Here is a 23,736-nt window from a genome sequence, read left to right as displayed (position 1 = left end):
CCCGGGTTGCCGTGACCAAGTGTGACCTAGATCACACTGCGGTACACCTCGACCGTCTGCGCCGCCACGCCGCCCCAGGAGAACTCCCGCACCGCGCGCTCCCGACCGGCCTGCCCCATCGCCGCCGCCCGGGTCGGATCGGCCAGCAGCCGCGAGATCGCCGCCGCCAGCTCGCTCCGGTACGTCTCCACGTCGGCCTCGTCGTAGTGCACCAGCAGCCCGGTCACGCCGTCGTCCACGACCTCCGGGATGCCGCCCACGTCGGACGCGACCACGGCGGTGCCGCAGGCCATCGCCTCCAGGTTCACGATGCCCAGCGGCTCGTACACCGACGGGCAGACGAACACCGTGGCGTGGCTGAGCACCTGCTTGACCTCTTCGGTCGGCAGCATCTCCTGGATCCAGAACACGCCCGGCCGCGCCTTGGCCAGCTCGGCGACGGCCGCCTCCGTCTCCGCCGCGATCTCCGGCGTGTCCGGCGCGCCCGCGCACAGCACCAGCTGCGCGTCCTCGGTGATCCGGTGCGCCGCCGCGACCAGGTGCCCGACACCCTTCTGCCGGGTGATCCGGCCGACGAACGCCACGATCGGCTTCGACGGGTCGATGCCGTGCTTGGTCAGCGCGTCCGTGCCGGTCACGGATTCGTAGAGCGTTGTGTCGATTCCGTTGCGGACAACGTGCACTCGGGCCGGATCCAGCGCCGGGTAGCAGTCGAGGACGTCGGCCCGCATGCCGTCGCTGACCGCGATGATCGCGTCCGCCGCCTCGTACGCCGTGCGCTCCACCCACGAGGACAACCGGTAGCCGCCGCCGAGCTGCTCGGCCTTCCACGGCCGCCGCGGCTCCAGCGAGTGCGCGGTGATCACGTGCGGCACGCCGTGCAGCACCTTCGCCAGATGACCGGCGAAGTTGGCGTACCACGTATGTGAATGCACGAGGTCCACGCCCGCCACCGCGGCCGTGATCTCCAGGTCGACCGACAGCGTGGACAGCGCCGGATTGGCGTCCCTGAGGTTCGGCGCCGGCTGGTGCGCGACCGCATCCGGCCGGTCACCACCGAAACAGTGCACGTCGACGTCGACCAGCTCGCGCAGCCGTGGCACGAGGAATCCGACGTGGACGCCCGCCCCGCCGTACACCTCGGGCGGGTACTCGCGTGTCAGTAATCCGATCCGCACAGCTGACAACCTAGTGCCCGGCGGATAGGGTCACTGATCGTGAAGGGGCAGCCCCACGTTCTGGGAATCGTGCTGGCCGGCGGCGAGGGCAAAAGGTTGTGGCCCCTGACCGCGGACCGCGCCAAGCCTGCGGTGCCGTTCGGCGGCAACTACAGACTTATCGACTTCGTGCTGTCCAACCTGGTCAACGCCGGCATGTCCAAGCTGTGCGTGCTGACCCAGTACAAGTCGCACTCGCTCGACCGGCACATCTCGACCACCTGGCGGCTGTCCAGCGTGCTCGGTCAATACATCACGCCGGTGCCGGCGCAGCAGCGGCTCGGGCCGCGCTGGTACACCGGCAGCGCCGACGCGATCTTCCAGTCGCTCAACCTCGTGCACGACGAGAAGCCCGACTACATCGTCGTGTTCGGCGCCGACCACGTGTACCGGATGGACCCCGGCCAGATGGTCGAGCAGCACATCGAGTCCGGCTGCGGGGTCACCGTCGCCGGCATCCGGGTGCCGCGGGCCGAGGCCAAGGCGTTCGGCTGCATCGACTCCAACGCCGAGGGCCGGATCACCCGGTTCCTGGAGAAGCCGGCCGACCCGCCGCACGTGCCCGACGACCCGGACGTCACGTTCGCGTCCATGGGCAACTACGTGTTCACCACCGAGGCCCTGCTGGACGCGCTGCGCACCGACGCCGCCGACCCCGACTCCGACCACGACATGGGCGGCAACATCATCCCCATGCTGGTCGACGCCGGCAGCGCCTACGTCTACGACTTCGACGACAACGTCGTGCCCGGCGCCACCGAGCGGGACCGCGGCTACTGGCGGGACGTCGGAACCCTGGACGCCTACTACGACGCGCACATGGACCTGGTGTCCGTGCACCCGGTGTTCAACCTCTACAACCAGGCGTGGCCGATCCGGACCGCGACGCCGCCGCTGCCGCCGGCCAAGTTCGTCAACGCCGGCATGGCGCAGGAGTCCATCGTCGGCCCCGGGTCGATCATCTCCGGCGCCTCGGTGCGGGAGTCCGTGGTCAGCTCGGACGTGGTGGTGGAGTCCGGCGCGACCGTCGAGGGCAGCGTGCTGCTGCCGGGCGTGCGGGTCGGCAAGGGTGCCGTGGTGCGGCGGGCGATCCTGGACAAGAACGTGGTCGTCGCCGACGGGGCGATGATCGGCGTGGACCGCGGGCACGACCTCGAGCACTACACCGTCAGCGCCAGCGGCGTCGTGGTGCTGGGCAAGGGCGCTCGGGCGGAGTAGGGCAACCGCCAGGTCAGCGCTTGGCCGCCACGAGCAGGCCGTCGCCGACCGGGAGCATGATCGACACCAGCCGGTCGTCCTCCCGGACGGCCCGGTTGGTCTCCCGGATGGCCTGCGTCTCCGCGTCCCGCTCCGCGGGATCGGCGACCTTGCCCTTCCAGAAGACGTTGTCGAACGCGATGACGCCGCCGGGCCGCAGCATCCGCACCCCGTGCTCCAGGTAGCTCGGGTACTCCTGCTTGGCGGCGTCCACGAACACCAGGTCGTAGCCGCCGTCGGTGAGCCGGGGCAGCACGTCCAGGGCCTGCCCCATGATCAGCCGGGTGCGGCCGGGGCCGATCCGGGCGTCGGTGAAGGCCCGCCGGGCCACCCGCTGGTGCTCCGGCTCCACGTCGATCGAGGTCAGGACGCCGTCGCGGGCCATCCCGCCGAGCAGCCACAGGCCGCTCACGCCGGCCCCGGTCCCGATCTCCACGACCGCCTTGGCCTGCAGGGACGCGGCGAGGAAGCGCAGCGCGGCCCCGCCGGTGACGCCGATGGGCACACAGCCCAGCTCGAGCCCCCGGGCCCGCGCGGCCGAGGTGACCTCGTCCTCGACGGCGTAGCCGTCCACGTACTCCCGGAGCGTCACAAGGTGCGAGGTTAGCGGCGTGGAGGGCCGTTCTGGGTGAACAACCCGCATCGGAGCATTCTCAGACTGCTCTCAGGCGTCTCTCACGATGGTTATAAGCGTGGCCGCGACAGTTATGGGGAACAACGGGGACGTCCGCCACGTTGTCCCCACCGAAGGGCAGCCGCCCGCTGGAGGTGCCGCTACACCGATGCGCACGCAGACGACTGAACCGGCCACGGAGCCGGTCGCCGCCGCTCCCGTCGCGATTGCGCCGGTGGAGGCCGCCTGGACACCGCCGTCGTGGGACGAGGTCGTGCGCGAGCACGCCGACCGCGTCTACCGGCTGGCCTACCGACTGTCCGGCAACCAGCACGACGCCGAGGACCTCACCCAGGAGACGTTCATCCGGGTGTTCCGGTCGCTGGCCTCGTACAAGCCGGGCACGTTCGAGGGCTGGCTGCACCGCATCACCACCAACCTGTTCCTGGACATGGCGCGCCGCCGCTCGCGGCTGCGCATGGAGGGCCTGCCCGACGACACCGATCGCATCGTGGGCGACGACCCGAGCCCCGAGCAGGTCTACTCGGACACCCACCTGGACCCGGACCTGCAGGCCGCGCTGGACGAGCTGCCGCCGGAATTCCGTGCCGCTGTCGTGCTTTGTGACGTCGAGGGCCTGTCCTACGATGAGATCGGCGCCACGCTCGGGGTGAAGCTGGGCACCGTCCGCAGCCGCATCCACCGGGGCCGGCAGGCCCTGCGCGCGAGCCTGGAGCGCCGCGCCGAGCTCGCACGGAAGGACGTTGGATGACCGAGCTGCGCGGGTGGAGTCTGCCGAGCCTGCCGGAGCAGCATCTGCTGCCCGACGCGGTGGTGGCCTTCGTCGACGGTGAGCTGTCGCCGACCGCCCACGACCGCGCCGCCGCGCACCTGGCTCGCTGCCCCTACTGCGCCGCCGAGGCCGCCACCCAGCGGCACGCCCGGACCGCGATGAAGGCCGCGCCCACGCCGTCCGCGCCCGCCGGCCTGCTCGCGTCCCTGATGTCCATCCCGCAGGACGTGGAGCTGCCCAGCGGCCCCGACAACCTCGCCGTCACCGAGGACGGCCAGCTGGTCACCGTGCAGCGCCCCGGCAAGGCCGGCGAGAAGCTCCGCCCTTTCGGCAGCGCTCCCGCGTTCGGGTCGTCGCAGCCCCTCGGTAGCGGCCACAACGTGCTCGGCAACCGGGTGTCCCGCCGGACCAAGCAGGGCGCGGGCGTGGTCGTGTCCGGGCTCGTGCTCGGCGCGATCGCCATCGTGACCATGCACGGGGACACCCCGGCCGCCAACGACACCTCCAGCGTGCCGGTGGACGCCAACTCGATCGCCCAGGTGCAGCCGACCACCTCCACCACGCCGACGACCGTCACCCAGCTGCCCACACGGTGAGTTCACCGCTGGTGGGGCACGCTTCGCGGTGATGAACGAGCAGCAGCCCAGTCCCGAGCAGCCGCCGGCCACACCGGTCTCGGGTGTCGACGACGGTCAGGGCCGCCGCATCGGTCCCCGGCCGCTGGACCGGCCGGCCGTCGATCCGTCGCTGGCCGCCGAGTTCGGTCGCCCCCAGGGCGTGGACAGCGCCTTCGCGCCGCGCGCCACCACTCCCGCCACCAACGGCTCCATCGCGCTCGCCCCGCCGCCGCCCGAGGCCCTGAGCATGGCCTTCGGCCGCCCCGACAGCGCCGGCGACGTGGTGCTGCAGCGCGCGCCCGGTTCGCTTCCGTACGGCTCGGAGCCGGCGGTCGAGCCCGTGTTCTGGCAGGACTCCGCCGACCGCGACCCGTGGCGCGACCCCGGCGCCGGCGCGATCCTCGGCCCGCCCGCCGGCGAGTCCGAGAAGGACGGCGACGATGAGGGCAAGCCGGCCGGCAGCCCCGGCCCGCTGCTGTCCGTGCCCGAGCTGCTGTTCGGCCGCCGGGTCAAGCCCGTCGCGCTGGCCACCCTGGCCGGTGTCGCGCTGCTCATCGGCGTCGGCGGCGGTGTCGCCGGCTGGGCCATCGCGCAGTCCGGCAACCCGCTGACCAGCTCCGTCACCCTCAGCCAGGTCGAGCCGGGCAAGGAGCAGGTGCCCGGCTCGGTCGCCGACATCGTCAAGCGGGCGCAGGCCGCCGTCGTGCAGATCGAGGTGCAGGTCGGCAACGGCGGCGGCCTCGGCTCCGGCGTCATGATCGACAGCGGCGGCTACATCCTGACCAACAACCACGTGGTGTCCGCCGCCGCGTCCGACCCGTCGGCCACGCTGCGGGTCGTGTTCGCCGACGGCACCAAGACCGACGCCAAGATCGTCGGCCGGGACCCCAAGACCGACCTCGCCGTGATCAAGGTGTCGGTGACCAACCCGACCGTGATCCAGCTCGGCAAGTCCAGCTCGCTGTCCGTCGGCGACCAGGTCATCGCCATCGGCTCGCCGCTCGGCCTGTCCAGCAGCGTGACCAGCGGCATCGTCAGCGCCGTCAACCGGCCGCTGCAGGCCGCCGGCGAGGGCGGCGACCCGCCCGTCACCTACGACGCCATCCAGACCGACGCCGCCATCAACCACGGCAACTCCGGCGGCGCGCTGCTGGACAGCACGGGGGCGCTGGTCGGCATCAACAGCGCCATCCTGTCGCCCAGCGACACCGGCTCCATCGGCATCGGCTTCGCCATCCCCATCGACTTCGCCCGACGGATCGCCGAGGGCCTGATCCGGGACGGCCAGGTCAAGCACGCCGACATCGGCCTCAACGCCCGCTCGGTGTCCGCCGTCTCCACCGACGGCGCCCAGGTCCAGAACGTCAAGCAGGGCGGGGCCGCGGCCAAGGCCGGCATCGCCGAGGGCGACGTCATCACCAAGTTCGCCGGCCGGCCCATCCGGACCGCCGACGAGCTCAACGTCGCCATCATCGAACGCGCCATCGGCGAGACGGTGCCGGTGGAGATCGTCAGGCAAGGGCGGCAGATGGTGCTACAGGTCACCACGCAGTCGGATTAGGCTGGAGACGTGTTCGGAATCAGCGGGGGCGAGCTCCTCGTCCTGATCGTCGCCGGCCTGTTCATCCTCGGGCCCGAGCGACTGCCCGGCGCTGCCGCCTGGCTGGCCAAGGGCATTCGTCAGGTGCGGGACTACGCCAACGGGGCCCGCGACCAGCTCCGCTCCGAGCTCGGGCCCGAGTTCGACGAGCTGCGCAAGCCGCTGGAGGACCTGCGCCAGCTGCGCGAGTTCAACCCCAAGCGCGCCATCACCCGGCACCTGCTGGACGACTATCCCGAGGACAACAGCTACAAGCCCAACGGCTTCCCGGCGGCGACGACCCCGCCGACGAACCAGCGGGAGCAGCGCCCCCTGTCGCCGGGGGAGCGCCCCCCGTTCGACCCGGACGCCACCTGATCCCCACATGACAGAAGGGGCCTTCCCGGCGGGAAGGCCCCTTCTGTTCGGTTGACGTGCTGTGCTCGGACCTGGGCTGATGCGAACGATTGCTTGGCGGACTTCGACCACCCGGGGACGGGGCCCGGCGAGGCGGCTCTGCTGGCGTTGACGGCCAGGAGGCACGCCTTCGTGGCGGGCGAGGCCGGGGGCGGAGCCCGGCGAACGGCCCGTCAGGGACCTTCGGGCAGCGGCGGCGACGCGGCCGCGAGCTGCTCGCAGGTGCGGCCGAAGGCGGCGATGGCGGTCTCGTCCAGGGCCTCGACGAAGTGGCGGACCACGCCGGCCAGATGGACGCCGGACGCGCTGCGTAACCGGTCCAGTCCCGTCTGGGTGAGCACGGCCACGACGCCGCGGCCGTCGCCGTCGGCCCGCTCGCGGCTGACGAGGCCGGTCCGCTCGAGGCGGTCGACCAGCCGGGTGACGCCGGAGCGGGACAGCAGCACGGCGTCGGCGAGTTCCGTCATCCGCATCCGACGCCCGGGCGCCTCGGCGAGCTGCACCAGGACGTCATAGGACGCCAGCGACAGACTCTGCTCGGCGACCAGCTCGGTCTCCAGATGTCGGACGATGCGGGCGTGCGCCCGCAGGAATGACCGCCACACGGCTAACTCGGTCCGGGTGGGAAGTCGGGTCCTACCTGTGTCCAGCACGACCCACCATGTTACGGAACGCGTCCAGATGATCGCGCAGTGCCCCTATCGTGCTGCCGGCGAACGCCGGCTGACCGACCGGTAACAACGGCTCGTAGCATGGGACTCGTGACTTCTCTCCCGAGTGCCGACGCCGTGCGGGCCGCCCTCGGCGGCGTCCAGGATCCAGAAATCCGCCGCCCGATCACCGAGCTTGGCATGGTGAAGGACGTCACCATCGGCGAAGACGGCGTGGTGACCGTCGCGGTGTACCTCACCGTGGCCGGCTGTCCGCTGCGCGACAAGATCACCGCGGACGTGACCGCCGCCGTCGGCCAGGTCGACGGCGTCACCGCCGTCTTGGTCGAGCTGGACGTGATGAGCGACCAGCAGCGCTCCGAACTGCGCAAGTCGCTGCGCGGCGACGCGGCCGAGCCGGTCATCCCGTTCGCCCAGCCCGGCTCGCTGACCAGGGTCTACTGCGTCGCGTCCGGCAAGGGCGGCGTCGGCAAGTCGAGCATGACCGTCAACCTGGCGTCCGCCATGGCCGCCCGGGGCCTGTCCGTCGGCATCGTCGACGCCGACATCTACGGCCACTCCGTGCCGCGGATGCTCGGCGCCACCACCCGGCCCACCCAGGTCGAGAAGATGATCATGCCGCCGCAGGCCAACGGCGTGAAGGTGATCTCCATCGGCATGTTCGTGCAGAACAACGCCCCCGTCGTGTGGCGCGGGCCGATGCTGCACCGGGCGCTCCAGCAGTTCCTCGCCGACGTCTTCTGGGGCGACCTGGACGTGCTGCTGCTCGACCTGCCCCCCGGCACCGGCGACATCGCCATCTCCGTCGCCCAGCTCATCCCCAACGCCGAGATCCTCGTCGTCACGACGCCGCAGCAGGCCGCAGCCGAGGTCGCCGAGCGGGCCGGCGCCATCGCCATGCAGACCCGGCAGCGGGTGGCCGGCGTCATCGAGAACATGTCGTGGATGGACATGCCCGACGGCAGCCGGATGGAGCTGTTCGGCTCCGGCGGTGGCAAGACCGTCGCCGACTCGCTGACCAAGGCCGTGGGCTCCGAGGTGCCGCTGCTCGGCCAGGTCCCCCTCGACCCGCGCCTGCGGGAGTGCGGCGACGCCGGCACGCCCCTGGTCCTCGCCGATCCCGAGGCCCCGGCGTCGAAGGTCCTGTCCGACGTGGCCGCCAAGCTCACGGTCCGTTCCCGCGGCCTGGCCGGCCGGCTGCTGTCGGTGAGCCCCGCCGGCCGCTGACCCGGCTCTGACCGGCCGGTTCAGTCCCGGCCGGTCAGAACCGTGCGGATCTCACCGAGCCACTGCGCGGCCAGCCGTCGCCCGTCCGGGAGCTGGTCGTCGCGATCCCAGCGCCAGGTGGTGATCATCGCCAGCACGAGCAGCCGGCACCGCCGCAGCAGCTCGTGATCGACGCCCGGGTAGTGCTGGCTCATGTCTTCGGGCGCATGAGCCAGATCGAATTCCACCGGCCCGCGACAGCACGTCTCGAAGTCGATGAACAGCGGTCCGTTGTCCGTGGTCAGCAGGTTGCCGGGGTGCGGCTCGCCGTGCAGCAGCTGCTCAGGGCCGTTCACACGGCCCTGGTTGTCGAGGACCTCTCCGAGCAGCGCCCGATCCGCGTCCGCCAGTTCCGGTGTGCGCTCGCGGTCGGCCAGGAGCCGTCGGGCCTGCTCCACCCGTTCCGTGAAGTGCGGCGCCGGGATGTCCAGTCGGCGCATGCCCTCATGCAGCCTCCGTAGCGCATCCGCGTACTCCTCCGGCGAGGCCGGCGATCCCGGCTCGTAGTAGCTCCAGAACGTGACCACGAAGCCATCACGCTCATAGGCCCTTGCCGGCACGCGCGGGTCGAGCGCCGCCACCGGACTCCCGCCGAGCCGCTGCGCCAGCTCGATCTCGAACTGGGCGACCTGCTGCGCCACCGGCGCCACCCGGGCCAGGACGTCACCGGGCAGCAGCCGCAGACTGAGCTTGTTCGAGTTGTTGAGTACGACTGCGTCATCGGCGGCCAGGCCGAGTGCGGAGGCGGTCGACGTGGCCACCGCCACCGCCCGCCGGAACTCCGACGCCTGCATCGCGGCTCCGATCGAAGGTCAACTCTTGTGGGCGACGGACTCCTCGTCGTCCCACCTCGGATCGTCGCGGATCTGCTCGGCGGAGGGGTTGGAGGACTTGCGGGTCCGCTCGCGCTTCTTGGTGCCGGCGAGCTCGGCGCGCAGGCGGTCGAGCTCGCTGCGCAGGTAGTCGCGGGTGGCGACCTCGCCGACGGCCAGCCGCAGGGCGGCCAGCTCCCGGGCCATGAACTCGGTGTCGGCCTTGGTCTGGGCCGCCCGGGCCCGGTCCTCCTCCAGCGAGATCCGGTCCCGGTCGTCCTGCCGGTTCTGCGCGAGCAGGATGAGCGGGGCGGCGTAGGCGGCCTGGGTGGAGAAGGCCAGGTTGAGCAGGATGAACGGGTACGGATCCCACTGCAGGCTGACGGCGAACAGGTTCAGCGCGATCCAGACGACCACGACGAGCGTCTGCCAGAACAGGAACTTCCCGGTCCCCAGGAACCGGGCCAGCCGTTCGGAGAACCGGCCGAACGCCTCGGGATCCACCTCGATGGCCCACCGGCGCGGCGCCCGGGGCTGGTCGAGCCGCCGTCGTGAGGTCAGCTCAGGCATTGGCGACGCCCTCCTCCTCGTGGTGCAGGGTCTCCCGCCAGTCCTCCGGCAGCAGATGGTCCAGCACGTCGTCAACGGTGACGGCGCCGAGCAGGTGGTCCTCGTCGTCCACCACGGGCGCGCACACCAGGTTGTAGGTCGCGAAGAACTTGGTCACCTCGAGGAGTGACGCGGTCGGTCGCAGCCGGGGCAGGTCGGTGTCCAGGGCCCCGGCGACAAGATCGGACGGCGGCTCGCGCAGCAGGCGCTGCAGGTGGACGCAGCCGAGATAGCGGCCGGTGGGTGTGGCCGTGGGCGGCCGGCAGACGAAGACCATGCTCGACAACGCCGGCGTGAGCTCGGGGTTGCGGGCCCGGGCCAGCGCCTCGGCGATGGTGGCGTCGGGGGTGAGCGCGACGGGCTCGGGCGTCATGAGACCGCCTGCGGTGTCGAACGAGTACTCCAGCAGCCGCTTGACCGGCGCGGACTCCTCCGGCTCCATCAGCTCCAGCAGCCGGTTCTTGTCCGGCTCGGACAGCTCGGCCAGCAGGTCGGCGGCGTCGTCCGGGTTCATCGCCTCGAGGATGTCGGCGGCGCGCTCGTCGTCCAGGTGGGCCAGCAGGTCCTTCTGGTCGTCCTCGGGCAGTTCCTCGATCACGTCGGCGAGCCGCTCGTCGTCGAGCGCGTCGGCGACCTCGTAGCGGCGCTTGGCCGGCAGGTCGCGCAGCGCGTTGGCGACGTCCGCGGCGCGCATCTGGTCGAACTGGGCGAGTAGTTGCTGCGCGCCCTGCGGTTGTGAGGACAGCTCGGCCATGCCGAGACCGACGACGTCCTCCCAGCGCAGCACCTGCACCGGACCGCGGCGGCCGAGCCGGCCCGTGCGCTCGCGCACGGCGACCCGGCTGATCTCCCAGTCCCGGGTCCTGGTCGGCTCCATGGCGGCGTCCACCACGACCGCGCTGACCCCGCCGCCCTCGATGCCGACGCGGGCGTCCAACAGTTGCCCGACGACAACAACCTCGTTGGGACGCTGGTGGAAATGTCGCATGTTCACCGAGCCGGTGGAGAGCACGACCGCGTGCGGCTCGATGCCGGCCACCCGCAGCATCGGCACGAAGATGCGCCGCCGGGTCACCAGTTCCACGACGATGCCCAGCACCCGGGGCGGCTGACGGTCCGTCCGCAGGCTGGCCACGACGTCGCGAACCTTGCCGATCGGCTCACCGTCCGGGCCGAATACCGGCAATCCGGCCAGTTGGGCGACAAAAATCCGGTCTGTGGCTGCCACACGCAAAGGCTAACGTTGTCCCGTGCCGACGCTGCGTTTCGACGTCCTCGACGTGTTCACCGACACTCCGTTCACCGGCAATCAGCTCGCCGTCGTGCACGGAGCCGACGACCTGTCGGCGGAGGCGATGCGCACCATCGCCGCCGAGTTCGGCTACTCGGAGACGACCTTCCCGCTGCCGCCCACGCAGCCCGGCGCCGACTACCGGGTCCGGATCTTCACCGTCGCCGAGGAACTGCCGTTCGCCGGCCATCCCAGCGTCGGAACCTCGTGGCTGCTGGCCCGCGACGGCGTGATCGGCCTTGGGCCGGCCGTCCAGGAGTGTGGCGCCGGCCTGCTGCCGGTGGTGGTCGACGAGCGCGGCTCCCGGATCAGCGGCGGCGCGCGGACCGTCGGCCATCGGCTGGACCGGGCCGCCCTGGCCGCCGCCGTCGGCCTCACCGTCGACGATCTGTCCGATGTGGACTCCGGTGTCGCGGGTTGCGGCCTCGAATTCGCCTATTTGGGGGTCGAACCGGACGCCGTGAGCCGGGCCGTGCCCGACCGCCGGGCCATGATCGCGGCTGGCGCCGACCACGGTCTGCAGATCTTCTCGCTCGTCGACAACCACGCGCACGTTCGGGTCTTCGTCGACGGTGGCGAGGACGCGGCAACGGGGTCCGCCGCGCTGGGCCTGTGTGTGTTCGCCAACGACCGTGGGTTGATCGGTGAGACGGCGGACATCGTGGTGCGTCAGGGCGTGGAGATGGGCCGACCGTCCACTCTGTACTGCTCGATCACCCCGGAAGCCGCCACGGTCCGCGGCGACGTCGTGCACGTCGCCAGCGGCCAGCTGAACTGGACCGGCTGACACACCCCCGCGAGTCCCGCTCTCAGGCACACCGAAATGCGGTTTCGTGCAGAAGTGAGGCCCGAGGCTCAGTTCTGCACGATTCATACATTTCGGTGTGCCGCTGAGCGGGACTCGCGGGGGTCAGGTGGTGGCCAGGGTGGTGGCGATCACCTGGCAGCGTTCGGCGGTCCAGCTGTCGTTGTCGGCGTCGGCCCAGTTCACCACGGCCGAGACGAACGTCCAGGCCCGGGCCTTGTCCGCGTCCAGGCCCTCGATCTCCACCAGCATGTCCAGCCGGTGCTCGATCCGGTCCGGCTCGAACCGGTTCCACAGCAGCGTGGCCAGCCCGAACTCGGGGTCGGCGGCGATGACCTTGGGGTCGATGACGAGCCACGGCTCGCGGTCACTGGCGAGGATGTTGTGGAAGTGCTGGTCCTCGTTGACCATCTGGCGCTGGGCGTGCGGGCCGAGGGAACGGCAGATGTCGACGGCCTCGTCGAGGATGCGCGAGGGGATTCCGGTGGCCTGGGGCAGCTCCTCGGCCCAGCGGGCGGCGTTGGCTCGAAGGGTGCGCATGGGGGAAGGGGCCGGCCGAAGCAGGCGTGAACGCAGGGTGCCGGCGATGGTGAGCGCGTCGGAAATCGGCTGCGTGGCAAGGGTTTCCGGGCGAAGCCGCTCCAGGAGCAGGACGCCGTCGTCGGCATCGTGGTCGAGCAGGCGGACGGCGCCGTCACCGTCCCAGATGGACAGCGCGTACCACTCGTGCTCGGATTCCTCATGTGTCAGGCCGAGTTTGAGCATGGCGGGGGTGCCGTCGGCCCGGCGGACGGGTTGCACGACGCTGACGAAGCCGTTGAGCGGGGCGCCGTCGGGGGTCAGGTCCCAGCGGTCGAGGTATTCGGCGGCCAGCTCGGGCAATCCGAGCAGCCAGCGGGTGGCGTGATCGTCACCCCAGCTCAGCACCGTCTCCGCGAAGTCCTTGGGAATCCGGATCAAGTCGGTACACCTCAGTCCAGGCCGGCTCGGCATTGAGTCTGGCGGCCCGGAGCGCGTCCGTCACCTCCTTTTCCCGCTCGACCAGCGAGGCGGTGGCGGGCACGTCGGCGAGGTGCGAGTGCGTGGTGGGGGAGCGAACGGTGATCGTGCAGGTCACGCCGTCACGAAGGCCCGGGACCTGCTGCTCGTCGCCGCCGACGGCGACCCAGAGCGCGCCGTCCCGCCACAGCGCCCAGACCAGCCGGGGGCGGTCGTCGACGGTGATCCAGACGGCGGCGGCCTTGCGTAGGGCGTTGTCGAGCAGGCGGGTCATCTCCACCGGTTCAGCTTCGCACGGGGCTGTGACGGGTGACTCAGCGAATGGCGGGCATCCCGCGGCCGTGCCAGCATCGCCGTAAGTTACCGGTCAGTACGAGGAGGTACCGCCGTGCCGCGTCCCCGCCGATCCTGTCTCGCCGTCCCCGGCTCCAGCCAGAAGATGATCGACAAGGCCCGGACGCTGCCGGCCGACCAGGTGTTCCTGGACCTGGAGGACGCCTGCGCGCCGCTGGCCAAGCCGGACGCCCGCAAGACGATCGTGGCCGCGCTCAACGAGGGCGGTTGGGGCGAGCGGACGCGAGTGGTGCGGGTCAACGACTGGACCACCGAGTGGACCTACCGGGACGTCGTCGAGGTCGTCGAGGGCGCCGGCGCGAACCTGGACTGTCTGATGCTGCCCAAGGTGCAGACCGCGCAGCAGGTGCAGGCGCTGGACCTGCTGCTCACCCAGATCGAGAAGACCATGGGCTACGAGGTCGGCCGCATCGGCATCGAGGCCCAGATCGAGAACGCCCGCGGTCTCGTCGAGGTGGACGCCATCGCCACCGCGTCGCCCCGGGTCGAGACGATCATCTTCGGCCCGGCCGACTTCATGGCCTCCATCAACATGAAGTCCCTGGTCGTCGGCGAGCAGCCGCCCGGCTACGACGTCGGCGACGCCTACCACTACATCCTGATGCGCATCCTGATGGCCGCGCGTGCCAACGACGTGCAGGCGATCGACGGGCCGTACCTGCAGATCCGCGACGTCGACGGCTTCCGCCGCGTCGCCGGCCGGGCCGCCGCGCTCGGCTACGACGGCAAGTGGGTGCTGCACCCCGGCCAGATCGAGGCCGCCAACGAGGTGTTCAGCCCGGGCCAGGCCGACTACGACCACGCCGAGAACATCCTCGACGCCTACGAGTTCTACACGTCCGACAAGGGCGGCAAGCGCGGCGCCGTGATGCTCGGCGACGAAATGATCGACGAGGCGTCCCGGAAGATGGCGCTGGTGATCGCCGGAAAGGGCCGGGCGGCGGGCATGACCCGCACGGACAAGTGGACGCCGCCGGCGGAATGACCGGAGGCCCTGACGGGACGGCCATGCCCCGGCGCCTCCCCGCGCCGGGCAACGACACCCGAATGCCCCGGCGGGCGGTCGTGCCCCGGCGCCTTCCCGCGCCGGGGCAACGGCACCCGTATGCCTCGAATCTTGTTTGCGCAATGGTGTTCGGGGCAGCCTTTCGGTGCCGCATGGGCGGTTGTGTAACGCGTTCCGAGCGGGGCCGGGCATTCGGCGCGCCGCTAGGAACGTGTTACCGTTTGTGAGCCGGATCAAAGATCAGACTACGGAAATCGCGGTATTCGGTTACCGGACGTGTTTGATCACGGTGAGATAACACACAGAAGGCAACCTTGGTTTGCGTCGGACCCCCGGTATCGGTTCAGGCTGGTGCCATGTCCAAGCACTCGAAGGGGATCCACCTGTTCCGCCGGCGTCGTCGTGACGATCTGCTGGAGCGCAGCTTCGTGTCCTGCACGGGATGCGGCCAGTCGGTCTACGTGTTCGCGGAGCAGTGCCGGTCCTGCGGTGACGCGGTGCAGGTGCGCGCCAGCTGAACCGATCGGGTGAGCACCTTCACAGGGTGAGACGTCGCGGGGTTGGGGATACTCACCGGTAACCAGTCAGCGACGACAAGGGGACCACCATGGCCCGGCTCGCCCAGACCGCCGGTCTCACCGAGGTGCAGCAGGAGATCCTGAACACGGTTCGCGACTTCGTGAACAAGGAGATCATCCCGCACGCCCAGGCCCTGGAGCACGACGACGCCTACCCCGCCGACATCGTCGAGGGGATGAAGGAGATGGGGCTGTTCGGCCTCACCATCCCCGAGGAGTTCGGCGGACTCGGCGAGTCGCTGCTCACCTACGCCCTTGTCGTGGAGCAGATCGCCCGCGGCTGGATGAGCGTCTCCGGCGTGATCAACACGCACTTCATCGTCGCCCACATGATCTCCCGTCACGGCACGGACGCGCAGAAGGCGCACTACCTGCCGAAGATGGCCACCGGCGAGATCCGGGGCTCCTTCTCGATGTCGGAGCCGGACCTGGGCTCGGACGTGGCCGCGATCAAGACGCGGGCCCGCAGGGACGGCGACTCCTACGTCATCGACGGCCAGAAGATGTGGCTGACCAACGGCGGCACGTCCAACCTGACCGCGGTGCTGGTCCGCACCGACGAGGGCGCGGACAAGCCGCACAAGAACCTGACCACCTTCCTGGTGGACAAGCCGGTCGGCTACGGCGAGGTGACGCCCGGCCTGACCATCCCGGGCAAGATCGCCAAGATGGGCTACAAGGGCGTCGACACCACCGAGATGGTGTTCAGCGGCTACGAGATCGCGGCCGACCAGGTGCTCGGTGGCGTCACCGGCAAGGGCTTCGCGCACATGATGGACGGCGTCGAGGTCGGCCGGGTCAACGTGGCCGCTCGCGCCTGTGGCATCTCCATCCGCGCCTTCGAGCTGGCCATCGAGTACGCCCAGCAGCGCAAGACCTTCGGCCACCAGATCGCCGACCACCAGGCCATCGCCTTCAAGCTGGCCGAGATGGCGACCAAGGTGGAGGCCGCGCACCTGATGATGGTGAACGCGGCCCGGCTCAAGGACTCCGGCCAGCGCAACGACGTCGAGGCCGGCATGGCCAAGCTGATCGCCTCCGAGTACTGCGCCGAGGTGACGCAGGAGTCCTTCCGCATCCACGGCGGCTACGGCTACTCCAAGGAGTACGAGATCGAGCGCCTCATGCGGGAGGCCCCCTTCCTGCTGATCGGCGAGGGCACCAGCGAGATCCAGAAGACCATCATCAGCCGGGGACTGCTCCGGGAGTACCAATCCCGGGGCTGATCCGGCGCGCCCGGTTCGCGTGGTTCATCGGTGGTGAGGACAATGGGAGGCCACCGACCGCGAACGGGGTGATATCGGTGACGAGTTCGTTCTCATCGCAGGACAGGCCGGCCGGCCCACCGCGACTGCCCACCAAGCCGACCGGCTGGCCGATCGGCTCCTACGAGGAGTACGGGCAGGCGCAGCGGGCCGTCGACTTCCTGGCCGAGAGCGAGTTCCCGGTGCAGGACGTGACCATCGTCGGCGTGGACCTGATGCTGGTCGAGCGGGTCACCGGCCGGCTGTCGTGGCGTCGCGTGCTCGGCGCCGGCGCGGCGTCGGGCGCCTGGTTCGGTCTGTTCGTCGGCGTGATGCTGAGCCTGTTCACCGGCGGCCAGCAGACCGGCGGCCTGCTGCAGATCGCCGTGTGCCTGGTGCTGGGTGTGCTGTTCTTCATGGTGTTCGCCGCCGTCGGCTACGCCTCCACCCGCGGCCGGCGGGACTTCCAGTCCTCCAGCCAGCTGGTGGCCGGCCGCTACGACGTGCTCTGCCAGCCACGCAACGCCGAGCAGGGCCGTGACCTGCTGGCCAAGCTGGCGATGCGGCCCGCGGGAGGCGCCGCCTAGCCGGGCATTGGTACATCCGGGGAATAGGCACGCCCGGTGTCTGAATCGTTGCCCCAATCGCTTGCGGCTGCAAACCGCCGGTCTTAGGTTGCCTGCACCGGCCCGTCGGGTCATACCGACGGGCCGGGGCACATCGGGGTGCCGGGACTGATCGGCGGGCTTCCTGGTGCCCGCCGGTAGGCGCGCGGGTTCGGCCCCCTGAATCGAAGGGAGGCAGGACCGATGGCACAGCCGACCGCCCGACGCCCGTGGTGGCGTCGGGGCGCGGTGGCGACAGCGGCCGCGGCACTGGCCGCACCGCTGGTGGCCGCCTGCGGGACGGGTGCCGGCGGGGGCGTCACGCTCACCGTCTACTACCCGCCGGAACAGCACTTCCAGAACGTCGTCGACCAGTGCAACGAGCAGGCCGGCGGCGCCTACCACATCGTCAACCTCACGGCTCCCCGTGACGCGGACGGCCAGCGCGAGCAGATGGTGCGAAGACTGGCCGCCGGGGACACCAGCCTGGACATCCTCGGCGTCGACGTGACCTGGACGCCGGAGTTCGCCGGCGCCGGCTGGATCGTGCCGTGGACCGGCGCGAACGAGGCGGAGGCGAAAAAGGACGTGCTGGCCGGGCCGTTGGCCTCGGCCACCTACGACGGCAAGCTGTATGCCGCCACCAAGCACACCAACGTGCAGTTGCTGTGGTACCGCGACGATCTGGTGACCAAGCCACCGTCCACCTGGGACGAGATGATCGCCGACGCGCAGCAGCTCAAGGCCCAGAAGAAGCCCTACAAGATCGGCTTCACCGGCGCGCAGTACGAGGGCCTCGTGGTCGGCTTCAACACGCTGACGGCCTCGGCCGGCGGCAAGCTCGTCTCCGACGACGGCACGAAGGCGGTCGTGGACGACGGCGCGGTGCAGGCGCTGGCGATGCTGAAGAAGTTCGCCACCGCGGGCGTCACCGACGCCGGCCTGTCCAGCGCGCAGGAGCAGCAGACCGCGCTGCTGATGGAGAACGGCGACGCGGCGTTCGAGCTGAACTGGCCGTACGTCTACGCGGCCATGCAGCAGGACAAGCCGGACCTGTTCCCGCACTTCAAGTGGACCCGCTACCCGAGCATGACGCCGGGCGGGCAGGCCAGGGTCACCATCGGCGGCGAGAACCTCGCGATCAGCGCCTACTCCCAACACAAGGACGAGGCGTTCAAGGCGGCGCTGTGCCTGCGCAGCCCGAAGATGCAGGACTACTCGGCGGTCAACGACGGCGTGCCGCCGACCGTCGCGAGCGTCTACGACGCGCCGGACATGGCCAAGGCGTACCCGATGAAGGACGACATCAAGGCGGAGCTGGCCACCGCGGCGAGCCGGCCGATCACGCCCGCCTACCAGAACGTCTCCACCATCATGCAGAACCTGCTCTCGCCGCCGTCGGCCATCGACCCGCAGTCGACCGCCGACAAGATGCGCCAGGCGATCCAGGACGCGTTGGACTCCAAGGGGGTGCTCCCGTGAGTCAGACCACCGAGGCGCCGCGGCCCGCCGCGACGACCCACCGCGCGAAGACGAAACCGGTGCTGAGTGAGGGAAAGCGGGCCGAGCGGCGGCTGGGCCTGCTGCTGTGCGCGCCGGCGGCGATCGTGATGCTGGCGGTCACCGGCTGGCCGATCATCTACTCGGTCTGGCTGTCGCTGCAGCGCTACGACCTGAGGTTCCCGGCCAAGCAGGAGTTCGTCGGGCTGGACAACTACGCCACCGTGCTGTCCAACGGCTACTGGTGGACCGCGTTCGGCACCACCGCGCTGATCACCGTGATCTCCGTGGTGATCGAGCTGTTCCTGGGCATGGCGCTGGCGCTGATCATGCACCGCACGCTGGTCGGCCGCGGCCTGGTGCGAACGGTTTCCCTCATCCCGTACGGCATCGTGACCGTCGTCGCCGCGTTCAGCTGGAAGTTCGCCTGGACGCCGAGCACCGGCTACCTGGCCACGCTGGTCGGGCCGAACACCGCCGTGCTGACCGAGAAGGCGTCGGCGCTGAGCGCCATCGTGCTGGCCGAGGTGTGGAAGACGACGCCGTTCATGGCGTTGCTGCTGATGGCCGGGCTGGCGCTGGTGCCGGACGACCTGCTCAAGGCGGCGTCGATGGACGGCGCCGGGGCGTGGCAGCGGTTCACCAAGGTGATGCTGCCGGTGATGAAGCCGGCGATCCTGGTGGCGCTGCTGTTCCGCACCCTGGACGCGTTCCGCATCTTCGACAACATCTTCATCCTCACCGGCGGCTCGCAGGGCACCGGCTCGGTGTCCATGCAGACCTACGACAACCTGATCCGCGGCCTGAACCTGGGCATCGGCTCCACCATGTCGGTGCTGATCTTCATCGCGGTGGCGATCATCGCGTTCGTGTTCATCAAGGTGTTCGGCACGGCCGCGCCCGGCTCCGACACGGGGAGGCGATGATGGCAGTCATCACGACCGGCAAGCGCGTCCAGTGGACCGTCATCGACGTCATCGTGGTCGTCTACGCGCTGGTGCCGGTGCTGTGGACGCTGTCGCTGTCGTTCAAGTCCAAGGCGACGATCGGCGACGGCTACTTCATCCCCCAGGAATGGTCCTTCCAGAGCTACCTCGACATCTTCCAGACCAACGACTTCCTGCTGGCGCTGGTGAACTCCATCGGCATCGCGCTGATCGCCACCGCGATCGCCGTGGTGCTGGGCACGATGGCCGCCTACGCCATCGCCCGGCTCGACTTCCCCGGCAAGACGGCACTGGTCGGCTTCTCCTTGCTGGTGGCCATGTTCCCGCAGGTGTCGCTGGTGTCGCCGCTGTTCTCCATCGAGCGGTCGCTGAGCTTGTTCGACACCTGGCCGGGCCTGATCCTGCCGTACATCACGTTCGCGCTTCCGCTGGCCATCTACACGCTGTCCGCGTTCTTCCGGGAGATCCCGTGGGAGCTGGAGAAGGCGGCCAAGATGGACGGGGCGACACCGGGGCAGGCGTTCCGGCGGGTGATCGCGCCGCTGGCCGCGCCGGGCGTGTTCACCACCGCGATCCTGGTGTTCATCTTCTGCTGGAACGACTTCCTGTTCGCCATCTCGCTGACGGCGACCACCCGTTCCCGCACGGTGCCCGCCGCGCTCCAGTTCTTCACCGGCGCCTCCCAGTTCGAGGACCCGACCGGGCAGATCTGCGCGGCGGCCGTGGTGATCACGATTCCCATCGTGCTGTTCGTGCTGTTCTTCCAGCGCCGCATCGTCGCGGGGCTGACCTCCGGCGCCGTGAAGGGGTGAGGCCGCGATGGCCGAGATCGTTCTGGACAAGGTGACCAAGCGGTACCCGGACGGCGCGCTGGCCGTCTCCGAGGTGAACATCGAGATCGCCGACGGCGAGTTCATCATCCTGGTCGGGCCCTCGGGCTGCGGCAAGTCCACCACGCTCAACATGATCGCCGGGCTGGAGGACATCACCGGCGGCGAGCTGCGCATCGGCGGCCAGCGGATGAACGAGCGGGCGCCGAAGGACCGGGACATCGCCATGGTGTTCCAGTCCTATGCCCTGTACCCGCACATGACCGTGCGGGAGAACATGGCCTTCCCGCTGCGGCTGGCCAAAGTGGACAGTGCGACGGTCAAGAGCAAGGTGGAGGAGGCGGCGCGCATCCTCGACCTGACCGCGCACCTGGACCGCAAGCCGTCCAACCTGTCCGGCGGGCAGCGGCAGCGGGTCGCGATGGGGCGGGCGATCGTGCGCAGCCCCAAGGCGTTCCTGATGGACGAGCCGCTGTCCAACTTGGACGCCAAGCTGCGTGGGCAGATGCGGACGTCGGTGTCGCGGCTGCAGAAGCAGTTGGGCACCACCACCGTGTACGTCACGCACGACCAGACCGAGGCGATGACGCTCGGCGATCGGGTCGTGGTGCTGCGCGGCGGGGTCGTGCAGCAGATCGGAGCCCCGCAGTTCCTCTACGACCACCCGGCGAACCTGTTCGTGGCCGGCTTCATCGGCGCGCCGTCGATGAACTTCCTGCCGGCCACGCTGGAGGACGGGGCGCTGTCCACCCCGCTGGGCAAGGTCGCGCTGACCGACCGGGTGCGGCGAGCGGCCGAGGCCGCCAACGCGCCGCGTGAGGTGATCATGGGCGTGCGGCCTGAGCACTTCGAGGACGCCGCCCTGCTCGACCCCGCGGCGCAGGCGCGGGGCGCGGTGTTCGACGCGCAGATCGAGGTCCTGGAGTCGATGGGCTCGGAGAAGTACGCGTACTTCTCGGTCGAGGGGGAGGGGGCACAGGCCGGCGACCTCGCCGACCTGGCCGCCGACGCCGGCTCCGCGGGCGTGCCGGACAGCGGCAACCAGGTGGTCACCCGGCTCTCCGCGGCCTCGAACGTGGCCGAGGGCCAGCCGGCGAAGGTCTGGTTCGACACCGACAAGGTGCAGCTGTTCGACCCGGCTTCTGGAGCGAACCTCACCTATTCGGCGGATTGAGCCGCGCTGACCGGGGCTTTCCCGCGAGGAAAGCCCCGGTTGGCCGCTGATTTCCGGTCCGTCCCGGTGCGACCATCGAACCGGGGTGATCCACATGGCGATCGGCGACCGGGCCCGGCTCACGGACTGGCAGCTCACGGTGGAGGCCAGGGCCCGGCGGACCCGGGCGGACCTGGCCGAGCTGGACGGCATCGCCGGCACGGAGCGGGAGCGCCGGTCGGCGGCCGAGTCGCTGGCGGTGGTGGACCGCGTGCTGGAGCTGCAGGAGCGGTGGTGGCGGCTGCCGGCCGCGTGGTGGTCGGGCTGGCACATCGAGCGGGCCTGGCGGGCCCTGCACGAGGCCGAGGTCTGCACGGAGGCGGCGCTGCCGGACCTGGCCGGCCGCATGCCGAGCCTGCGCCAGCGGGTGGCGGCCTACCTGCCCGAGGACGACCTGCGCCGGCAGGCGTTGGACATGCTGCAACCAGGACGGCCGGCCGACACGGCGGACCGGGCGATCGTGGTGGACGCGCTGCGGGCGGCGTTCGACGCCTCCGACGACGCCCACGCGGCGGCGCGGGCTTTGCGGAACAAGATGGTCGCGGCGGCAGTGCTGTTGTTCGTGGTCAACACCGCGCTGGGCATTGTCGGCCTGCTGCGGCCGGAGTTCCTGCCGATGTGCGCCCACCTGCCGTCGAACGAGCACATCCAGGCCTGCGCCGCCGGCGCGAAGACGCCGGGGCCACTGGACGTCTGGCTGGTGCAGCTGCTCGGGGCGTTCGGGGCGATGGTCGCGGCCGTTGTCCTACTGCTGCGACGAAGGCCGAGCCTGTCCCCGTACGTGCTGATCGGCTACCAGGCCGCCATCAAGGTGCTGCTCGGCGCCGCGTTCGCGGTGATCGGCGTGCTCGCGCTCAGCGCCGGCGTCGCCGAGGGCCTGACCTGCATCACGTCGCAGGCGGCGCTGCTGCTGTGGGCGGCGCTGCTCGGCTACTCGCAGCAGGTGGGCACGCGGCTGCTCGACAACTACGCGGATCGGGTGATGGACCACGTCCGCCCGCTACCCGAGGTCTCGCGCTGACCGGAGGGCGGCGATCACGTCGTCGTCCCAGCGGTGGGTGCGCATGAGCCGATACCGCTCGCCGGCCACCCGCAGGTAGGTCTCCGTCTCGGTGCGGCCGTCGAGCAGGTCGGCGGCGCGGAGCATGGCGACAACCGGCAGGTACTCCTCGGCATACCAGCGCCGAGCTATCACCGAACGGTCGAGGAATGTGTTCTCGTCCTGCATCAGCCGGAATCCCCATGCCTCGACGTGTTCGCCGAGCCGCGCGTAGTCGAGCGGATCACCGACGACTATCGCCGCGCGGGCCGCGCCGGCCAGTGGAACGCGTTCCAGGAACAATCGCCGGTGGTCCTTCACGATCAGATCGCCGCGATAGCGAATTCCGTGCGCCGACAACCGGGTGCGCACTTCCGTCACGTACGCCTCGATCACGTCCAGCCCGAGGGCGTGCGCCACCGACACCCGGTGATGCCCGTCCTGCACGAAATGCAGCTCGCCGACCCGGTACACCTCGATCGGCGGCACCGCCTCGCCGCGCCGCTGGGCCAGCGCCAGCCGTTCCCAGCGCTCCCGCACCCGCGCCGAGGTCGGCCGGAACCGGCGGTCGAAGTCGCGGGTGCGGTCCACGCTGCCGACGATCGAGTCCAGCGGGATCACCCGCATCCCCAGCCGCCGCTCACCGAGATAGCCGAGGGCGTCGACGACCTCGCCGTAGGGCAGCATGATGTTGACGTCGTCGGGTTCCCGCCGCAGCCACGCCGCCAGGCGGGACAGCACCTGCCCGCGCCGGGCCCGCAGGAAGTCGTTCTCCGCGTCGGCGCGGGGAAATCCGGTGTCACGGGCCATCGGGCACCACCTCGAACACCTGGTAGCCGACCACGTTGACCACCCGCGTGTCGCCGAGCCGCCGGTCCGGCGTCGCGGCGCCGTGCGGGTGGATGTGGCCGTGCAGCAGCAACTTCGGCCGCAGCCGCCGCACGGTGTCGTGCAGGCAGGCGAAGCCCCGGTGCGGCGGGTCGTCCGGCAGGTCGCCGCAGCCGGCCGGCGGCGAGTGCGTCAGGAGCACGTCCACGCCGCGACCGTCCCGCAGCCGGCGCCAGCCCGCCAGCCGGGCCATCCGCCGGGCCCGCCGCGCCTGCTGCCGCTCGGTCCACTGGTTGGGGCCGCCGCGGTAGCGGACCGAGCCGCCCAGGCCGGCGATCCGCAGCCCGGCCACGTCGACCACGGCCCCGTCCACGTTCACCCCGCCGGCCGGCCCCGGCCAGTCCGCCGGCATGCCGGCCCGGGTCCACAGCCCGCGCACGTTCGTGTAGCCGCCGAGGTCCGGGTCGTGATTGCCGGGCACGAACACGCACGGCCGGTCCAGCGCGCTCGCCAGGTACTCCAGATAGTCGAACGGCAGGTCGCCCGCGCCGAGCACGAGGTCGACGTCGAGCCGCCGGACCTGGTCGGTCCACAGCTTCTCGACGACCTCGTCGGATACAGCGAGCAGTTTGGCCATGACCGCCAA

The 23,736-nt window shown here is 70.6% G+C and carries 26 protein-coding genes; 16 read left to right on the top strand and 10 right to left on the bottom strand.

The window, feature by feature from the left end:
• Positions 1–26: 26 nt before the first annotated feature.
• Positions 27–1,178, bottom strand: coding sequence for a glycogen synthase (gene glgA, locus BJ998_RS14160; RefSeq protein ID WP_184861921.1), 1,152 nt, complete (start codon positions 1,176–1,178; stop codon positions 27–29).
• A 39-nt stretch (positions 1,179–1,217) separates the two neighbouring features.
• Between glgA and glgC the strand changes: the two genes are divergently transcribed.
• Complete coding sequence (gene glgC / locus BJ998_RS14155) at positions 1,218–2,435, top strand: glucose-1-phosphate adenylyltransferase (RefSeq protein ID WP_116177982.1); 1,218 nt, start codon at positions 1,218–1,220, stop codon at positions 2,433–2,435.
• Between the two features lie 13 nt (positions 2,436–2,448).
• Here glgC and BJ998_RS14150 read toward each other — a convergent pair whose 3' ends face one another.
• A complete protein-coding gene (locus BJ998_RS14150) occupies positions 2,449–3,117 on the bottom strand; it encodes an O-methyltransferase (RefSeq protein WP_184861919.1) in 669 nt (222 codons plus the stop codon).
• A 139-nt stretch (positions 3,118–3,256) separates the two neighbouring features.
• On the opposite strand from BJ998_RS14150, the gene sigE reads away from it, so the two are divergent.
• From sigE to BJ998_RS14130, 4 genes are read left to right on the top strand one after another with little or no spacing between them, the layout of a single operon-like run.
• Positions 3,257–3,859 carry an RNA polymerase sigma factor SigE gene (sigE, locus tag BJ998_RS14145; protein ID WP_184861916.1) on the top strand — a complete coding sequence of 201 codons (603 nt, stop codon included), beginning with the start codon at positions 3,257–3,259 and terminating at the stop codon, positions 3,857–3,859.
• Entirely contained in the window at positions 3,856–4,476 is a 621-nt protein-coding gene (locus tag BJ998_RS14140) for an anti-sigma factor family protein (protein WP_184861914.1), read from the top strand. The genes sigE and BJ998_RS14140 overlap by 4 nt, the downstream gene beginning before the upstream one ends.
• A gap of 31 nt (positions 4,477–4,507) precedes the next feature.
• The gene (locus BJ998_RS14135) at positions 4,508–6,058 is read left to right on the top strand and encodes a S1C family serine protease (protein WP_184861912.1); all 1,551 of its coding nucleotides are present in this window, start codon (positions 4,508–4,510) and stop codon (positions 6,056–6,058) included.
• Between the two features lie 9 nt (positions 6,059–6,067).
• Complete coding sequence (locus BJ998_RS14130; RefSeq protein WP_184861910.1) at positions 6,068–6,454, top strand: sec-independent translocase; 387 nt, start codon at positions 6,068–6,070, stop codon at positions 6,452–6,454.
• 212 nt (positions 6,455–6,666) lie between these two features.
• Here BJ998_RS14130 and BJ998_RS14125 read toward each other — a convergent pair whose 3' ends face one another.
• On the bottom strand, positions 6,667–7,146 hold the full coding sequence (locus tag BJ998_RS14125; RefSeq protein ID WP_184861908.1) for a MarR family winged helix-turn-helix transcriptional regulator: 480 nt from the start codon (positions 7,144–7,146) through the stop codon (positions 6,667–6,669).
• 99 nt (positions 7,147–7,245) lie between these two features.
• Here BJ998_RS14125 and BJ998_RS14120 point away from each other — a divergent pair, with 99 nt between their 5' ends.
• A complete protein-coding gene (locus tag BJ998_RS14120; protein ID WP_184861906.1) occupies positions 7,246–8,391 on the top strand; it encodes an Mrp/NBP35 family ATP-binding protein in 1,146 nt (381 codons plus the stop codon).
• Positions 8,392–8,411: 20 nt separating this feature from the next.
• Here the strand turns inward: BJ998_RS14120 and BJ998_RS14115 are convergent, their stop codons facing one another.
• From BJ998_RS14115 to BJ998_RS14105, 3 genes are read right to left on the bottom strand one after another with little or no spacing between them, the layout of a single operon-like run.
• On the bottom strand, positions 8,412–9,224 hold the full coding sequence (locus BJ998_RS14115) for a phosphotransferase enzyme family protein (protein ID WP_184861904.1): 813 nt from the start codon (positions 9,222–9,224) through the stop codon (positions 8,412–8,414).
• Positions 9,225–9,242: 18 nt separating this feature from the next.
• Positions 9,243–9,812 carry a DUF1003 domain-containing protein gene (locus BJ998_RS14110; protein ID WP_184861902.1) on the bottom strand — a complete coding sequence of 190 codons (570 nt, stop codon included), beginning with the start codon at positions 9,810–9,812 and terminating at the stop codon, positions 9,243–9,245.
• A complete protein-coding gene (locus tag BJ998_RS14105) occupies positions 9,805–11,079 on the bottom strand; it encodes a magnesium transporter MgtE N-terminal domain-containing protein (RefSeq protein ID WP_184861900.1) in 1,275 nt (424 codons plus the stop codon). Before BJ998_RS14105 ends, BJ998_RS14110 begins: the two co-directional genes overlap by 8 nt.
• Before the next feature lie 22 nt (positions 11,080–11,101).
• Here BJ998_RS14105 and BJ998_RS14100 point away from each other — a divergent pair, with 22 nt between their 5' ends.
• Positions 11,102–11,929 carry a PhzF family protein gene (locus BJ998_RS14100; RefSeq protein ID WP_184861892.1) on the top strand — a complete coding sequence of 276 codons (828 nt, stop codon included), beginning with the start codon at positions 11,102–11,104 and terminating at the stop codon, positions 11,927–11,929.
• 123 nt (positions 11,930–12,052) lie between these two features.
• Here BJ998_RS14100 and BJ998_RS14095 read toward each other — a convergent pair whose 3' ends face one another.
• Complete coding sequence (locus BJ998_RS14095; RefSeq protein WP_184861891.1) at positions 12,053–12,907, bottom strand: aminoglycoside phosphotransferase family protein; 855 nt, start codon at positions 12,905–12,907, stop codon at positions 12,053–12,055.
• Positions 12,858–13,220, bottom strand: a complete 363-nt coding sequence (locus BJ998_RS14090; RefSeq protein ID WP_246489204.1) for a hypothetical protein — start codon at positions 13,218–13,220, stop codon at positions 12,858–12,860. Before BJ998_RS14090 ends, BJ998_RS14095 begins: the two co-directional genes overlap by 50 nt.
• A gap of 114 nt (positions 13,221–13,334) precedes the next feature.
• On the opposite strand from BJ998_RS14090, the gene BJ998_RS14085 reads away from it, so the two are divergent.
• The 9 genes from BJ998_RS14085 to BJ998_RS14045 all read left to right on the top strand — a co-directional run bounded on the left by BJ998_RS14085 (position 13,335) and on the right by BJ998_RS14045 (position 22,244).
• Positions 13,335–14,285 carry an HpcH/HpaI aldolase/citrate lyase family protein gene (locus BJ998_RS14085; protein ID WP_312890102.1) on the top strand — a complete coding sequence of 317 codons (951 nt, stop codon included), beginning with the start codon at positions 13,335–13,337 and terminating at the stop codon, positions 14,283–14,285.
• A 377-nt stretch (positions 14,286–14,662) separates the two neighbouring features.
• On the top strand, positions 14,663–14,824 hold the full coding sequence (locus BJ998_RS14080; RefSeq protein ID WP_184861890.1) for a hypothetical protein: 162 nt from the start codon (positions 14,663–14,665) through the stop codon (positions 14,822–14,824).
• A gap of 89 nt (positions 14,825–14,913) precedes the next feature.
• The gene (locus BJ998_RS14075) at positions 14,914–16,110 is read left to right on the top strand and encodes an acyl-CoA dehydrogenase family protein (RefSeq protein WP_184861889.1); all 1,197 of its coding nucleotides are present in this window, start codon (positions 14,914–14,916) and stop codon (positions 16,108–16,110) included.
• Between the two features lie 77 nt (positions 16,111–16,187).
• Positions 16,188–16,715, top strand: a complete 528-nt coding sequence (locus tag BJ998_RS14070) for a YflT domain-containing protein (RefSeq protein ID WP_184861888.1) — start codon at positions 16,188–16,190, stop codon at positions 16,713–16,715.
• A 222-nt stretch (positions 16,716–16,937) separates the two neighbouring features.
• Positions 16,938–18,215: an ABC transporter substrate-binding protein gene (locus BJ998_RS14065; RefSeq protein ID WP_184861887.1), complete on the top strand. Its 1,278-nt coding sequence runs from the start codon at positions 16,938–16,940 to the stop codon at positions 18,213–18,215.
• Complete coding sequence (locus BJ998_RS14060) at positions 18,212–19,159, top strand: carbohydrate ABC transporter permease (protein WP_376775865.1); 948 nt, start codon at positions 18,212–18,214, stop codon at positions 19,157–19,159. The genes BJ998_RS14065 and BJ998_RS14060 overlap by 4 nt, the downstream gene beginning before the upstream one ends.
• Positions 19,156–19,992, top strand: a complete 837-nt coding sequence (locus BJ998_RS14055) for a carbohydrate ABC transporter permease (RefSeq protein WP_376775864.1) — start codon at positions 19,156–19,158, stop codon at positions 19,990–19,992. Before BJ998_RS14060 ends, BJ998_RS14055 begins: the two co-directional genes overlap by 4 nt.
• A gap of 7 nt (positions 19,993–19,999) precedes the next feature.
• Entirely contained in the window at positions 20,000–21,184 is a 1,185-nt protein-coding gene (locus BJ998_RS14050) for an ABC transporter ATP-binding protein (RefSeq protein WP_184861883.1), read from the top strand.
• Between the two features lie 94 nt (positions 21,185–21,278).
• On the top strand, positions 21,279–22,244 hold the full coding sequence (locus tag BJ998_RS14045; RefSeq protein ID WP_184861881.1) for a hypothetical protein: 966 nt from the start codon (positions 21,279–21,281) through the stop codon (positions 22,242–22,244).
• On the opposite strand, the gene BJ998_RS14040 is transcribed toward BJ998_RS14045, so the two are convergent.
• Both BJ998_RS14040 and BJ998_RS14035 read right to left on the bottom strand, forming a co-directional pair.
• On the bottom strand, positions 22,224–23,072 hold the full coding sequence (locus BJ998_RS14040) for a chromosome partitioning protein ParB (RefSeq protein WP_184861879.1): 849 nt from the start codon (positions 23,070–23,072) through the stop codon (positions 22,224–22,226). The two genes, BJ998_RS14045 and BJ998_RS14040, sit on opposite strands and share 21 nt — an antisense overlap.
• A complete protein-coding gene (locus BJ998_RS14035; protein WP_184861877.1) occupies positions 23,062–23,727 on the bottom strand; it encodes a metallophosphoesterase family protein in 666 nt (221 codons plus the stop codon). The genes BJ998_RS14040 and BJ998_RS14035 overlap by 11 nt, the downstream gene beginning before the upstream one ends.
• Between the last annotated feature and the right edge of the window lie 9 nt (positions 23,728–23,736).

It is taken from the genome of Kutzneria kofuensis (assembly GCF_014203355.1).
In the GTDB taxonomy this organism is placed as follows: domain Bacteria; phylum Actinomycetota; class Actinomycetes; order Mycobacteriales; family Pseudonocardiaceae; genus Kutzneria; species Kutzneria kofuensis.
The sequence above is the reverse complement of the archived record's forward strand: the minus strand, read 5'-3'. Positions and strand labels throughout refer to the sequence as shown.